The sequence below is a fragment of the Mycobacterium sp. 050272 genome, assembly GCF_039023525.1.
GTDB lineage: Bacteria > Actinomycetota > Actinomycetes > Mycobacteriales > Mycobacteriaceae > Mycobacterium.
The window spans coordinates 139,325-153,565 of the sequence record NZ_JBCHKV010000010.1 but is presented as its reverse complement, the minus strand read 5'-3'; the positions used below and the strand labels follow the sequence as shown (position 1 = coordinate 153,565).

Genomic DNA, 14,241 nt, shown 5'->3' with positions numbered 1-14,241 from the left:
CGGTTAGGTTAGGCCACGACCCGGCGCTCACGCTGCGGGCGAATGGACACGTTTTTGACGGCGCGCTGGCCTCGCCGTGCGGTCGGCCGCTGAGACGCTCGCGCACGACAACCTGACCGCGGTTCCGCCGTGCGCGAACGTTCGTGCGCTGGCGATACGCCGTCGGGTGCGGTGACTATCGTCGGATCCATGTCCAAGCAGTCCACCGAGGTGTTCGGGGTGTCGACCGAGATCCTGAAGGATTCGTACGTCGACCGCGGCGACCTCGACTCGAAGATCGCGTCCTACTTGAAGCGCGACAACCACATCGCGATCCGCGGCGCGTCGAAGAGCGGGAAGTCATGGCTGCGTCAGCGAATCCTCGACGACCCGATCAAGATCCAATGCCGTCTCGAGAAGACCATCACCGACATCTACCGTGAAGCACTCGGCCAGCTCGGTGTGAAGCTCGAGACCAGCGCGAAGAAGTCGAAAACGCTGGAGGGCACGGTCGAGGGCGAGACCGAGTTCGGTATCAGCCTGATCGGCAAGGTGAAGGCGAAGCTCGGGATCAAGGGCGAGAGGGCGAGCGAGACCACGACCGAATCGCTCCGCCAGAACATCAACGACCTCGACTTCATCTGCGAGCTCATCAAGGAGTCTGGCCGACGGTTGGTGATCGAGGACTTCCACTATCTCGACCAGACCGAGCGCCAGAAGTTCGCCTTCGACCTGAAGACGATGTGGGACCTCGGCTTGTACGTCGTGGTGGTCGGGGTATGGAGCGACAACAACCTGCTGCTCCACCTAAACCCCGACCTCACGGGGCGCGTCCGCGAGGTGTCGATCGTTTGGACGGACCCAGATCTACGCAAGATCCTCGACCGGGGGTGCGAGGCGCTGAACGTTTTCATGTCCCATGAGGTCCGCGAGAAGCTTGTCAGCATCAGCTACGGCAACGCCGGAATCCTGCAGCGCCTCACCATCGACACGTTGGACGCCGCCGGGATCGTCGAGCGCAAGTTCGGGCAGCAGAATGTCATTGACGTTGCCCACGTCGAGGCCGCCGCGATGTTCTACGCCGAAGAGCTCAACAGCGTCTACCAGAAGTTCGCCCAGAACGTGGCCAACGGCATCCGCAGGCGGAACAACGCCACGGGCATCTACGCTCACGCGATGGCCGCAGTGCTCGACGAGCCGGACGCAAAACTGATCGGCGGGATCCCGCAGCAGGACATCTTCGCTGTCGCGCACGCCCGCGAGGACCGAATCCAGCGGGGCAACCTCACGACGGCGCTGGGGAACATCGAACGACTCCAAGTCGACTCCGAGGGGCGGGGTTTGGTGCTCTCGTACGCCGAGGGCAAGGTTCGGGTTGTTGACCACCAACTGCTTCTCTACCGCCGCTTCGCCACGGTGCGCTGGCCATGGGAGGACATGATCGCGGAGGCCGACGCGTCGGGCGACGTGGGGCGCTACACGGCGACGAACGACGCCGTTGCGGAGAACGCCAGTAACTAGGTCGCGGTCCCCTTCGCCCACTTTCGGCCCAGGGAGGGCTTGAGAGTCCACCGCGACCGCCGCCCTATTCGAAGTGCGAATCCGAACTGGCGATCGGGTCGTACTTGATGGCCCGATATTTGACGGAGATTTGATGATTCCCGCTCAGTCCTGACATAAAGAGCCTGCTCGCAAGCAGGGGAGGCCACCGTGCCATCTGCGTGCACGGGGTCCAGACGCTCGTACTTGCGATGTAGTTATGTCGCTGGAGCTGATGCGCTGGTGTCGCGGGTTCAGGTGAATTGACGCCCGGGTACGCGTGGATAGGCTTGCCACCAGCATGGGAGGGGTGGCCGATGTTTGTTGATCCTGGCTTGCTGCACTCGGGGGGCGACCAGTCTCGCCGCGCTGGCGGACACGCCCGGGAGGGTGCCGACCGGCTGTCGCGCGGGCCTTTGCCCTCGGGGATGTTCGGCCAGTTCCCGGCGGCCGACGAGTTCCACGAGGCGGTCGGCGTGGCCCATGGCGACCACGTGCGGGGCCTGCGTGCCCACGAAGAGGTGCTGACGGCGGTCGGCGGCAAGGCACATCGGGCCGCGTCGGGGTTCACTGAGATGGACGAACGGAACGCCGCGAAACTGCGGGCTGTGCGGTGCAACTCCGGTACATAAGCGTGCCCCTGCTGATCGGCGAGGCCGGTGGCGATCCGTGGGAGATCAACCAAACCCTGCAAGCCGGGCGTCCGGCCCAGATCTCGGACTTGGCCGAGGCCTTCCACGCCGCGGGCCGGTGCACCGCCGAATCCAACAACGCCTTCGAGGATGCCCGTCAGCGCTTCGCCGCATCGTGGAACAGGGAGGACAGCGGCGAGCACCCGATCAACGACTCGGCCGAAGTGCAGAAGGTGACGAAGTCCCTCGGCGCCCAGTCGATGCAGTTGCCCAAAATCGGCGTCACGTTGGAGAACATCGCCGCCTCGCTGGCCCAAGCGCAAAAGGCCGGATCGGCAGAAATCGCCGCCCTGGAAACCCAGTTGCAGGTCCTCGACAAGATGATCGGCCAAGCGGTGGAGATGGAAAAGGACCCCTCCCTGACCGCCGCCGACCGACAGGCGCTCGACGCGTTCATCACCGGCCGCGAGGACGACGCCATCAACGACACCAAGGCCGCGCTGGGCAGGGTGAAGGCAACGCGCGACGGCTACTCGTACACGTTGCAGAACGCGCTGGGCGCCCTGCGCGCCGAGGGCTATGACCCCGCGGGCATCCGGGCGCAAGAAGGCCCGCTGCCGCCGGTGCCGCCGCTGCCCGACGACCCCACACAGTTCGCGAAGACGTGGAACTCGCTCACCAAGGAGCAGAAGGACGCCGCCTACGACCACGACCGGTTCATCGGCAACCACGGCGGGATGCCCGCCGTGGACCGCGACCACTACAACCGGATGCACCTCGACGAGCTGCAGGCCGCCAACCAGGCCGACCTGGACCGCCTGCGCGCCCAACACCCCGATTGGGCGAACGGGGACACGCCCTTCTTGCAGGGCAAGGAGTACCGGGACTGGCAACAGCAATGGGACGCGGCCAACCGGGCCCACGACGGCTACGCGGACGTGAAGAAGACGATCGGGCCGCCGCCGAGCGAGATCGACCCGTCCTCGGGCAAGCTGCCCCAGTACCTCCTCGTCGTCGACGACAAGGGCCACGCCGCGTCGTCGATCAACAACCCCGACACGGCGAAGCGCACCGCCACCTTCGTGCCCGGGACCGGCCAGGACACCACCCGGTACAGCGGCAGCGCCGACAAGTCCCAGAGGATGTACTGGGCGGCCCGCAACGCGGACCGCACGCTGCAGCCCGGCGACGTGTCGGTCACCACCTGGATGGGGTATGACCGGCCGATGAACCTCCTGCAAGCGGCCGACCCGGGCTACGCCCGCAACGGGGCCACCGCGCTCGACGACTTCCAGGCCGGGATCCGCGCCTCCCACAACGACGCCGTGGCGGGCGGCCCGTCCATCAACACCGTCATCGGACACAGCTACGGGTCCACCGAAATGGGGGCGGCCGCGCTCGGCGGCCACCACCTCGACGCCAACAACATCATCGCCGTGGGCAGCCCCGGGGTACTGGCCGGACACGCCAGCGACCTCAACCTCGACCCCGGCGCGCACGTGTTCGCCACCCGGGCCCAGAACGACGTCATCGGCGTGGTCACCGGGATGACACTCGGCACCGACCCGATGAGCTCACGATTCGGGGGCATCCCGTTCGAAGCATCGCCCGGACCCGGCTGGCCGTTGGGCCTGCCGACGGTGGCCGCCCACAGCAGCTACTGGGACCCAGGTAACCCGGCCCTGACCAACATGGGCCGTATCATCGCAGGCAGGGTCGATGTCACCCCACCCTCCTTCACGCCATGACCGCCATCAGCAGATCGTCTCGCTTCCTCGCGGCCCTCGCCGCGGCCGCGATGCTCATGGCCGCGTGCTCGTCCACCAAGCCAGCCGCACCACTCGGCCCGAGAACCCCCTCTGGCGCCATACCCATCCCAGGAGGCCCCATGGACCACACCCCCGTCGCCCAGTCACCGAAGGTCCCGAACAGCCAGCAAGAGGCACAAGACACCGTCCTGCACTACCTCCAGAAGACGGTCGACGGGTTGCCGCCGGGCACCGTGCTCGACGGCAGCGACGCCCAGGGCGGGAGCAACCTCGGCTGCGACGACAACTACACCGGCCCCGGTCCAGGCCCGACCGAGTACACCGCCGCCCTGCACGTCATCGGTCCCCAGGGCATGCCGCCCGCAGACCTGATCGCCCGCACCGGGCAGCTCTGGCAGAGCTGGAACCTGACCGTCATGGAGCGCGACGGGTTCGAGAAACCCAACCGCTTCGCCTACGCCCCGGACGGGTACCGCCTCCAAATCGAGGCCGCCTACCCCGCGAACTACTCGCCGACCCTGACCGTCATCTCCCCGTGCTTCCCCGGCAACCTACGCAAAGACGACATTTCCTTCCCAAGGGTGATTCGTCAAAGCCCGCCCGGAAGCTAGCGGCGACATACCTCGCATGCCTACGCGAGCGAGCTGACGATCACCGCGATGACCACCGTCGCGATCACCAGCCAGTTGGAGACCGCGTGTGCAGCGGCAGCTTTGGCGACGGGCCGCCGCCTTATACGGTTGATCCGCTCGACGCTCGCCGCCGCCTGATTGGGCAGATCGTCGAGCCACTGATCGAGTCGGCGCCTATTCTCAGCGCGAACCCTGTCCCATTCCCGGTCGTAAGCCTCGAATGCTTCGGAGTCGTAGGCGGTTAAGGCGGGCAGCTCGGGGTACGGCAGCCGTTCCGGCCCTGGTATCTCCTCCGCTGCCGCGAACTCGGGGCGGAGATGACGGGCGGCCTGCAGGTACACCGTTAAGAAGTACGCGCCGCTGATCGAAAGCGCGATCCCCGCGGCGATCGGGATGCCCATCGCACAGTGGATGACGCCGAACAACATCTGTGTGCGGAGTCGCTTACCGATGCTCTGCTTCTCGGCTCCTGATCGGAACATCTCCTCCTCGCGGTGGGCTTCGAGCGGGACCACCGCGAACAGCACGATCGGTAAGGTCAGCGCGGCGATTCGCCACGCGGCTCCCGTTTGTCCGGTCTGACCCAGCATGATGTTGCCGGGACCGCCGCTCACCAGTCGCCACCACCCAAACGACAACGCAGGCACCAGCTTGACGATCGCCAAGTACATGATGGTCACGGCGCTCAGCTGACCGAGTGCTGCAGGAATCATCCACCACCGCATCGCCCGCACAGTCTGGCGATATTTCGACCGCGCCTGGTCGCTGCGAGCGAGGTTAAACAACCCTGCGACCGAAGAGATGGCGACGACGGCGAGTACGACCGCCGCGAAGACCGCATTCATTCATCCTCCTGGACTAAGTGTCCCAGCAGCGACCGACAAGCGGCCGATGCGCCGACTCCGGAGGTGTGGGGGAAGATGCGAGACGTCGATAGGCGCGTGCCGACCGGTCATTCCCCTTAGAGCTTGACGAGGCAGCTGGTCACGCCCGGAATGACCAGCGGTCCGACCAGCCCGGTGCCGTCGCGGACCCGAACCGCCAGGTGCGCGACGCGTTGGCTGTGCAGATCGCGAACTAGACGCGGGTCGGCGACCAGGTAGTCGGTCAGCACCACCAGGTCCACGGCGGCGCGCGACACCGCGGCGTGCGGCTGGCTGCTGCGCGCGATTCGCGCCCCCGAGCAGCGCAGCGACTCCACCAGCAAGTCCGACAGCGGCCCGCGGCCGTGCACCCGGATCGACGCCGCCCGGCCGCCGGCCTGCCGGTAGCCGCGGGTCACCACCCCCGCGCTCACCAGCTGCCTGACGAGACGGGTCAGGCCGTCGCGGTCGGTCAACCCGCGCTCGAGGGCGTGCCGCTGCAACTCGGTGAGCGGCAGTGGTGACCGCATCGCGCGCAGTAGCGCGGCCAGCGCGACCGCGGCCAGCCCGCGCGGAGGACGGATCAGCACCGCGCGCCGCGGATCCCAACCCACTTGCACCGCACCGTCGGGCCGCAGCAACACGGGCATTGCCGGATCCAGCGCATAGGTAGCGGTGCCCGGCATGAATTCAGACTGTGCCACGCCCGGCGCACACGCCCGATCAGCTGTCCACAGGGCGGCCAGGCTCACCTATCGGCCTGGCCGTGACCTTGAGTGTTATTCGCCCGGCGCCGGCGGCGGTGGGCATGGGTGTGAATAACGCCATGCCATGATCGTTCCGAATTGTGCGTGCGTATTTACCGGCCCGAACGTGTATCCACAGGGCCAGTTGCGCTGTTCGCCGGGATCGTCGTTCGGGTCCGGATCGGCGTGCGCGATTCCAGTGCCGAACGCCAGGGCTAATAGCGCCGATCCCACAGCGATGATTGGTCGTTTGCGCATTTCCTGCACCTCCATCTGTCGTCCGTGGCCAGCATCGCGTTACTGGCCGAGTGGATCGGGCCGATGCGGTCGGCTCACCGCATTCGTACCCACCCTGCCCGTGGACTTCGCAACGATGCCGTGAACAGCGTGCAAATTATGTACCGGTCCAGCGCAGAGCGGGCGACGTTCAGCCGGCCGGTGCGGTCACGATCATCGTCTGTTGCCCGGTCTTCCACGCCGCCATGAACGTCGTGATGCTGACCTTGGTGTTGCCGTGGTCGGCGTACGGGTCGTTGAGGTGAACGGTGTCGTTAGTGGTGTCGACCCCGGTGACGACGAGCAGGTGATCGGCCGTCTTGCGCTGGTCGTTGCTGTCCAGAATGGTTCCGCCGTTGACCCAGGCAATGACCTTCCGGTTGGCGCCGAGGTCCTGCTCGAGCGCGGACAGAGTTACCTCGTCGGGGTATTTGTCCCAGGTCATCCGCGATTTGACGCCGTAGTGGTCGAGCAGCACGACGGTATCGGCCGCATCGATGCCACCCTTCTCGGTTTCGTGGCCCGGGTCGCCGGTGGGCAGGTAAATCGGTCCGTCGCGGATCACCGAGGGCGTCTTCTGTGCCAGCGTGATGATCTGTTGCTCCGTCGCGGGAGTGCCGGTGGCCTCGCCGACAACGTCGGCCACCGAAGCCAGCCCGCAGGTGTCCTCCGTCGATTGCTGCACCCAGTACTTGGCGGCCGCTTCCGGGTCGCCGTACACGCCGCTGACGGTCGGCCTTGCCGGCGCCGGCGTGCTGCCGGTCGCGGCCGCGGGTGAGGTCGTCGCGGCACGTGTCGATGACGGCGCCGCCCCGCACGCCGATACCACCAAAACGCTGGACAGGCCGAGGCAGGCGCAAACCAACGCGGTGCGCACCGCGGCTGCCATTCGGGAGTTAAACATTGTGCCGCCAAGGCCAGTCGGACAGTCGATCAACGACAACGTAGCACTTCCAGCAAACACCTGCGACCCAATTAGACGCAATGACAATAAGCCGGTTTCCGGGTGCGCGACACCCCGCTCCGGTGTCTACCGAAACCGTCCACCCAGTTGCTCCTGCGGTCCAGGTGCGGAACTGCAATAGTGATCGCGGGCATTTGCGGCGCCGCCGTGGCCCACAGCGCCAAACCGGAGCAAAAGGTGAGGTCGGTCGATGAAAATTCGTCTGTGTGGGCTGTCACTGGCGGCGTCGGCGATGCTGGTCGCGGCGGCTTGCGGTTCGCACTCCACGAGCCCGGTCGCCCACCTGGCGACCGCGCCGGCGACGTCGAACGTGACGTTGACCGAGACCGGTTCCAACAACCTCTACCCGTTGATGGATGCGTGGGCCGCGTCGTATCACTCGAAATACCCCAACGTCACGATCACCGTCGCCGGCGACGTGTCGGGCAACGGCATCGCGCAGGCCGCAGACGGCGCGGTCAACATCGGTGCATCCGGCCTCTACCTGACCGACGGTGACTTGTCCGCACACCCGGGCCTGCTGAACATCGCGCTGGCCGTTTCTTCGCTGCACGTCAACTACAACCTGCCCGGACTCCTCACGAACGTCCGGCTGAATGGCAAAGTACTCGCGGCCATGTACAAGGGCACCGTCAAGACCTGGAACGACCCGCAGATCGCCGACCTCAATCCAGGCGTGATCCTGCCGGCCATCCCGGTAATTCCGTTGCACCGCACGGACCCCGGAAGTAATGACACCTACCTGTTCACCCAATATCTGTCCAAGCAAGACCCCGACGGGTGGGGCAAGTCGCCCGGCTTCGCCACCTCCGTCGACTTCCCCGCCGTGCCAGGCGGATCGGGTCTCAACGGAATGGCGGCCGTGGTGACCAGTTGCGCCCAGAGCCCGGGATGCATCGCCTACCTGGGCACCCGCTACCAGGCCGAGGCCGAACAGAAGGGGCTTGCTGAGGCCGAGTTGGCCAATGCCTCAGGCCATTACGTGCTGCCTGACGCCGAGAGCGTGGAGGCCGAGGCCGCCGGGTCTGCCTCGCAGATGCCGGCCAATCAGGCGTTCTCGTTGGTCAACGGGCCCGCCGCGGACGGGTACCCGATTGTCAACTACGAATACGCCATCGTCTACAGCAAGCAGAAGGACCCCGCCGTCGCGCAGACGTTGCAGGCCTTCCTGCACTGGGTGGTGACCGACGGCAGCGGCCCGAAATTCCTTGACGCCGTTCATATTTACCTTCGGCCGGTGCCAGAGGCGGTCAGGACGTTGTCCGACGCCCAGATCGCCAAGATCACTAGCTAGGCCGGGAAACCGAATTAGTCGTTGACAGGCCCGCCGCCAGCGCCGGAGTCGTCTTGCTCCAGACGGGCGATGGCCTCATCGATTCCACTGGTGTCGCCGCCGATGACGCGATCGATGAAGCCGGCGGGCTCGTCGAGGTCCTCGGCGCCCGGCAACAGATCGGGATGTTGCCAGACGCCGTCGCGGGCATCCATCCCGGCGGCTTCGGTCAGCCGCTCCCACAGGGCCGCGGCTTCCCGCAGCTTGCGCGGGCGCAACTCCAGGCCGACCAGCGTGGCAAACGTCTGCTCAGCCGGACCGCCGCTGGCCCGGCGTCGGCGCAGAGTCTCGCTCAACGCGGCCGCACCCGGAATCCGGTCGCCCAGGGCCGCGGTCACCACGACCTCCACCCAGCCCTCGATCAGCGCGAGCAGGGTCTCCAGCCGTTCCAGCGCCTGGGTCTGCGCCGGCGTGGCCTTCGGCTCGAAAACGCCTTGGCCGAGCAGGTTTTCGATCGCGGCCGGATCCGTAAGCGACGCGGGGTTGAAATCCCGCGCCAACTCCTCGATGCCGCTCATGTCGATCTTCATGCCCATCGCGTAGGCCTCGACGGCGCCCAGCAGCTGGCTGGACAACCAGGGAACATGGCTGAACAGCCGGTGGTGGGCCGCTTCCCGGGCGGCCAGGAACGTCATGATCTCGCTGCGGGGCTGCTCGAGTCCGGCGGCGAAGGCTTCCACGGCGTCGGGCATGATCGCCGCCACGCCCTTCGGCCCCAGCGGCAGGCCGATGTCGGTCGACGTCAGCACCTCGCGGGACAACCGGCCCAGGGCCTGGCCCAGCTGCGACCCGAACGCCATCCCACCCATTTGCGACATCATCGCCATCAGCGGGCCGGCCATGCTCTTGGCCTCGTCCGGCAGCGACGACGCCCACACCGTCGAGATCTGTTGGGCCATCGGGTCGCACAGCCGCTTCCAGGTTTCCAGGGTGTTGTCCACCCAGTCGTTCGGACTCCAGCCGACGGACTTGGTGGTGCCGGCGGGCAGCGCGGTGACGCCGTCGAGCCAGGTGTCGGCGAGGTGTACCGCATCGGCGATCGCTGAGTTCGTCGTGGCCGGAATCGGTGCGACGAATCCGATCGAGCTGGACGCGACTTGCCGGGCCAGGTCGTAGTTAACGGGTCCCGACGGGGTGCCGCCGGCCGGCCCGGTGCCCGCGCTGCTGAACATCTGACCCAGCTGCGTGAAGATTTGCCCCAGGTCACCCATGTTGAAGTCCCCGCCCATGCCGAACGCACCGAGCGGGTCTGACGGGCCCGAGCCGGACTCGGGATTCTTCTTCCCGTGCTTGTCGCGCTCGGGGTCTTCTCCGTGGGAGAAGCCGAAAGGCAGGTCAGCCATGACCTCAACGGTACTCACCGCTGGAACAGAAGTTGCCATCCGGCGTCACGCTTGTAGCTGAACGAGTCGCCCCGGTGTCCGGTTAGGGTAAGCGGCGTGAACAGGCGGATTCTGACCTTGATGGTCGCGCTGGTGCCGATCTTGGTCTTCGGCGTGTTGCTCGCGGTAGTGACGGTGCCGTTCGTCTCCCTGGGCCCCGGCCCGACTTTCGACACGCTTGGCGAGGTCGACGGCAAGCAAGTGGTCGCGATCGAAGGTACGCAGACTCATCCGACGACCGGTCACCTCAATATGACGACGGTGTCTCAGCGCGACGAGCTGACCCTCGGCGAAGCGCTCACGCTGTGGTTCTCCGGGCAGGAGCAGTTGGTACCGCGCGACCTGATCTATCCGCCCGGCAAGTCCCGCGAAGACGTCGACAAGGCCAACACCGCCGACTTCAAAGATTCCGAGGACAGCGCCGCCTATGCCGCTCTGGGCTATCTGAAATTCGCCCCCGCCGTCACCGTCGCGACGGTCACCGATCCCGGTCCGTCGGTGGGCAAGCTGAAGGCCGGTGACGCTATCGACGCGGTCAACGGCACCCCGGTGGTCAATGTCGAGCAGTTCACCGGACTGCTGAAGACCACCAAGCCCGGCCAGACGGTGACGATCGACTACCGCCGCAAGAATGAACCGGCCGGCGTCGCCCAAATCACCCTCGGCACCAACAAGGACCGCGACTACGGCTTCATGGGTGTCGCCGTGCTGGATGCACCGTGGGCGCCGTTCTCGGTCGATTTCAACCTTGCCAATGTGGGCGGACCGTCCGCCGGACTGATGTTCAGCCTGGCCGTCGTCGACAAGCTCACCACCGGTGACCTGGCCGGTTCGACGTTCATCGCGGGGACCGGCACGATCACCTCCGACGGCAAGGTCGGCCAGATCGGCGGCATCACGCACAAGATGGTTGCCGCCCAGGAGGCGGGCGCCACGGTGTTCCTGGTGCCGGCGAAGAATTGCTACGAGGCGACCTCGGACAACCCGCACGGTTTACGGCTGATCAAGGTCGAGACGCTCGGGCAAGCCGTGGATGCGCTGCATGCGATCCAACAGGGAGGTCAGGCGCCGAGTTGCTAGCCCGCAATTCTGCGTACAGTTGTGACGTCCAGCTCACATTGATCAGGGAGCGTAGCTAGTGGGGATGCGGCCCACCGCAAGGATGCCGAAGCTGACTCGGCGCAGCCGGATTCTTATTTTGATCGCGCTCGGTGTGATCGCGCTGCTGCTCGCCGGCCCGCGCCTCATCGACGCCTACGTCGACTGGTTGTGGTTCGGTGAGCTCGGCTATCGCTCGGTGTTCACCACCGTGCTGATGACCCGCATCGTGGTGTTCCTGGTCGCCGGCCTGCTGGTCGGCGGGATCGTGTTCGCCGGGCTCGCGCTGGCCTACCGCACCCGTCCGGTCTTCGTCCCGAGCAACGACAACGACCCGGTGGCGCGCTATCGCACCGTCGTCATGTCCCGGTTGCGGCTGGTGGCCATCGGCATCCCCGCGGCGATCGGCCTGCTGGCCGGCATCGTCGCGCAAAGCTACTGGGTGCGGATCCAGCTGTTCTTGCACGGCCAAAGCTTTGGGATCAGGGATCCGCAGTTCGGCAAGGATCTCGGCTTCTACGCGTTCGAATTGCCGTTCTACCGACTGGTTCTCAGCTACCTGTTCGTGTCGGTATTCCTGGCCTTCGTGGCGAATCTGCTGGCGCACTACATCTTCGGCGGCATTCGGCTGTCCGGGCGCACCGGTGCACTGAGTCGTTCGGCACGGGTGCAGCTCGTCAGTCTGATCGGCACACTCGTCCTGCTTAAAGCCGTTGCTTATTGGCTGGATCGTTACGAGCTGTTGTCGCACACGCGCGGCGGCAAGCCGTTCACCGGTGCCGGCTATACCGACATCAACGCGGTGTTGCCGGCCAAGCTGATCCTGATGGCGATCGCGCTGATCTGTGCGGCCGCGGTCTTTTCCGCGATCGTGCTGAAGGACTTGCGGATTCCGGCGATCGGCTTGGTGCTGCTGCTGCTGTCGTCGTTGATAGTGGGCGCCGGCTGGCCGTTGGTCGTCGAGCAGATCAGCGTGAGACCCAATGCCGCGCAAAAGGAAAGCGAATACATCGGCCGCAGCATCACCGCGACACGACAAGCGTACGGACTGACGTCCGACCAGGTGACCTATCGCAATTACAGCGGCGACAGCCAGGCCACCGCCCAGCAGGTGGCGGCCGACCGGGCGACGACCTCGAATATCCGGTTGCTGGACCCGACGATCATCAGCCCCGCGTTCACCCAGTTCCAGCAGGGCAAGAACTTCTACTTCTTCCCCGACCAGCTGTCGATCGACCGCTACCTGGACCGCAACGGCACGTTGCGCGACTACGTAGTCGCGGCCCGAGAGCTCAACCCGGACAGGCTGATCGACAACCAGCGCGACTGGATCAACCGGCACACCGTCTACACCCACGGCAACGGGTTCATCGCCTCTCCGGCCAACACGGTGCGCGGCATCGCCAACGATCCCACCCAAAACGGTGGCTACCCAGAGTTTCTCGCCAACGTCGTCGGCGCCAACGGCAGCGTGGTGTCGGACGGACCGGCGCCGCTGGACCAGCCGCGCATCTACTTCGGACCGGTCATCTCCAACACCTCGGCCGACTACGCGATCGTGGGCCGCAACGGTGCCGACCGCGAATACGACTACGAGACCAACACCGAAACCAAGAACTACACTTACACCGGACTCGGCGGCGTCCCGATCGGTGACTGGCTATCCCGCAGCGTGTTCGCCGCCAAGTTCGCCGAGCGAAACTTCTTGTTTTCCAGCGTGATCGGGTCCAACAGCAAGATCCTGTTCAACCGTGATCCGGCCGCTCGGGTGGAGGCGGTGGCGCCGTGGCTGACCACCGACAGCGCGGTCTACCCGGCGATCGTCAACAAGCGCCTGGTGTGGATCATCGACGGCTACACGACGTTGGACAACTACCCGTACTCCGAACTGACGTCGCTGGAGTCCGCAACCGCCGACTCCACCGAGGTGGCGTTCAACAAGCTCGGGCCGGACAAGCAGGTCTCCTACATCCGTAACTCGGTGAAGGCCACGGTCGACGCCTACGACGGAACCGTGACGCTCTACCAGCAGGACGAGCAGGATCCGGTGCTCAAGGCCTGGATGCAGGTCTTCCCGGGCACGGTCAAGCCCAAGAGTGACATCAGCCCCGAACTGGCCGAGCACCTGCGTTATCCCGAGGACCTGTTCAAAGTGCAGCGGATGCTGCTGGCGAAGTATCACGTCAACGACCCCGTGACGTTCTTCTCCACCTCCGACTTCTGGGACGTGCCGCTGGACCCGAATCCGACGGCCAGCAGCTATCAGCCGCCGTATTACATAGTCGCGAAAAACATTGCGAAGAACGATAATTCGTCGTCATATCAGTTGACGAGCGCGATGAACAGATTCAAGCGCGACTACCTGGCTGCCTACATCAGCGCCAGCTCCGATCCCTCGACGTACGGCAAGATCACGGTGCTGACCATCCCCGGTCAGGTCAACGGTCCGAAGCTGGCCAATAACGCGATCACCACCGACCCGGCGGTGTCTCAAGACCTGGGTGTGATCGGGCGGGACAACCAGAACCGAATACGGTGGGGCAACTTGTTGACGCTGCCGGTCGCGCAGGGTGGACTGCTGTACGTCGAGCCCGTCTACGCTTCTCCGGGAGCCAGCGACGCTGCCTCGTCGTACCCGCGGTTGATCCGGGTGGCGATGATGTACAACGACAAGATCGGCTACGGGCCCACCGTCGGTGACGCGCTCACCGGGCTATTCGGGCCAGGCGCCGGTGCGGCCGCTACGGGGATCGTTCCCACCGATTCGGGTGCGCCGGTGACGCCCCCCGCGACCCCGCCGACACCAGCTCAGGCGCCCGGCCCGAACAACCCGCCCACGGCGGTGCCCCCGGCGCCGGATGGGGCGACGACGCTGTCGCCCGCGAAAGCCGCTGCCCTGCAGGAGATTCAGGCCGCGCTCGGCGCCGCGAAGGATGCACAGAAGAAGGGCGACTTCGCCGGATACGGAGCCGCGCTGCAGCGGCTCGACGACGCGATCACCAAGTACAACAACACGAAGTAGCGGCTT

General features: G+C 65.8%; 11 protein-coding genes and 1 pseudogene. 7 read left to right on the top strand and 5 right to left on the bottom strand.

Going from position 1 to position 14,241, the window contains the following annotated elements; genetic code table 11:
- Positions 1-189: 189 nt before the first annotated feature.
- The 4 genes from AAHS21_RS19845 (at position 190) to AAHS21_RS19830 (ending at position 4,530) form a co-directional block, all read left to right on the top strand.
- On the top strand, positions 190-1,500 hold the full coding sequence (locus AAHS21_RS19845) for a hypothetical protein (RefSeq protein ID WP_342929275.1): 1,311 nt from the start codon (positions 190-192) through the stop codon (positions 1,498-1,500).
- Between the two features lie 335 nt (positions 1,501-1,835).
- Entirely contained in the window at positions 1,836-2,150 is a 315-nt protein-coding gene (locus tag AAHS21_RS19840) for a DUF2563 family protein (protein WP_342929274.1), read from the top strand.
- 2 nt (positions 2,151-2,152) lie between these two features.
- The gene (locus AAHS21_RS19835; RefSeq protein ID WP_342929273.1) at positions 2,153-3,898 is read left to right on the top strand and encodes an alpha/beta hydrolase; all 1,746 of its coding nucleotides are present in this window, start codon (positions 2,153-2,155) and stop codon (positions 3,896-3,898) included.
- Positions 3,899-4,038: 140 nt separating this feature from the next.
- Complete coding sequence (locus AAHS21_RS19830) at positions 4,039-4,530, top strand: hypothetical protein (protein ID WP_342929272.1); 492 nt, start codon at positions 4,039-4,041, stop codon at positions 4,528-4,530.
- A gap of 20 nt (positions 4,531-4,550) precedes the next feature.
- On the opposite strand, the gene AAHS21_RS19825 is transcribed toward AAHS21_RS19830, so the two are convergent.
- The 4 genes and pseudogenes from AAHS21_RS19825 to AAHS21_RS19810 all read right to left on the bottom strand — a co-directional run bounded on the left by AAHS21_RS19825 (position 4,551) and on the right by AAHS21_RS19810 (position 7,340).
- A complete protein-coding gene (locus tag AAHS21_RS19825) occupies positions 4,551-5,396 on the bottom strand; it encodes a hypothetical protein (RefSeq protein ID WP_342929271.1) in 846 nt (281 codons plus the stop codon).
- A 131-nt stretch (positions 5,397-5,527) separates the two neighbouring features.
- A pseudogene (locus AAHS21_RS19820) lies at positions 5,528-6,100 on the bottom strand (cyclodehydratase); the annotation flags it as partial.
- Positions 6,101-6,193: 93 nt separating this feature from the next.
- Positions 6,194-6,418 carry a hypothetical protein gene (locus AAHS21_RS19815; protein ID WP_342929270.1) on the bottom strand — a complete coding sequence of 75 codons (225 nt, stop codon included), beginning with the start codon at positions 6,416-6,418 and terminating at the stop codon, positions 6,194-6,196.
- Positions 6,419-6,587: 169 nt separating this feature from the next.
- Positions 6,588-7,340, bottom strand: a complete 753-nt coding sequence (locus AAHS21_RS19810; RefSeq protein WP_342929269.1) for a C39 family peptidase — start codon at positions 7,338-7,340, stop codon at positions 6,588-6,590.
- 250 nt (positions 7,341-7,590) lie between these two features.
- Here AAHS21_RS19810 and pstS point away from each other — a divergent pair, with 250 nt between their 5' ends.
- Positions 7,591-8,694 (top strand): phosphate ABC transporter substrate-binding protein PstS, encoded by a 1,104-nt coding sequence (gene pstS, locus AAHS21_RS19805; RefSeq protein WP_342929268.1) that lies wholly within the window; start codon positions 7,591-7,593, stop codon positions 8,692-8,694.
- A 14-nt stretch (positions 8,695-8,708) separates the two neighbouring features.
- Here pstS and AAHS21_RS19800 read toward each other — a convergent pair whose 3' ends face one another.
- The gene (locus AAHS21_RS19800; RefSeq protein WP_342929267.1) at positions 8,709-10,094 is read right to left on the bottom strand and encodes a zinc-dependent metalloprotease; all 1,386 of its coding nucleotides are present in this window, start codon (positions 10,092-10,094) and stop codon (positions 8,709-8,711) included.
- Positions 10,095-10,172: 78 nt separating this feature from the next.
- Here AAHS21_RS19800 and AAHS21_RS19795 point away from each other — a divergent pair, with 78 nt between their 5' ends.
- Complete coding sequence (locus AAHS21_RS19795; RefSeq protein ID WP_096285427.1) at positions 10,173-11,195, top strand: PDZ domain-containing protein; 1,023 nt, start codon at positions 10,173-10,175, stop codon at positions 11,193-11,195.
- Positions 11,196-11,253: 58 nt separating this feature from the next.
- Positions 11,254-14,235: a UPF0182 family protein gene (locus AAHS21_RS19790; protein WP_342929266.1), complete on the top strand. Its 2,982-nt coding sequence runs from the start codon at positions 11,254-11,256 to the stop codon at positions 14,233-14,235.
- The last annotated feature ends 6 nt before the right edge of the window (positions 14,236-14,241 follow it).

Excerpts from the sequence above, each read along its gene's own strand:
- AAHS21_RS19815 (WP_342929270.1), bottom strand. The coding sequence starts at position 6,418 with ATGCGCAAACGACCAATCATCGCTGTGGGATCGGCGCTATTAGCCCTG.
- AAHS21_RS19830 (WP_342929272.1), top strand. The coding sequence starts at position 4,039 with ATGGACCACACCCCCGTCGCCCAGTCACCGAAGGTCCCGAACAGCCAG.
- AAHS21_RS19825 (WP_342929271.1), bottom strand. The coding sequence starts at position 5,396 with ATGAATGCGGTCTTCGCGGCGGTCGTACTCGCCGTCGTCGCCATCTCT.
- AAHS21_RS19840 (WP_342929274.1), top strand. The coding sequence starts at position 1,836 with ATGTTTGTTGATCCTGGCTTGCTGCACTCGGGGGGCGACCAGTCTCGC.
- AAHS21_RS19845 (WP_342929275.1), top strand. The coding sequence starts at position 190 with ATGTCCAAGCAGTCCACCGAGGTGTTCGGGGTGTCGACCGAGATCCTG.
- pstS (WP_342929268.1), top strand. The coding sequence starts at position 7,591 with ATGAAAATTCGTCTGTGTGGGCTGTCACTGGCGGCGTCGGCGATGCTG.
- AAHS21_RS19810 (WP_342929269.1), bottom strand. The coding sequence starts at position 7,340 with ATGTTTAACTCCCGAATGGCAGCCGCGGTGCGCACCGCGTTGGTTTGC.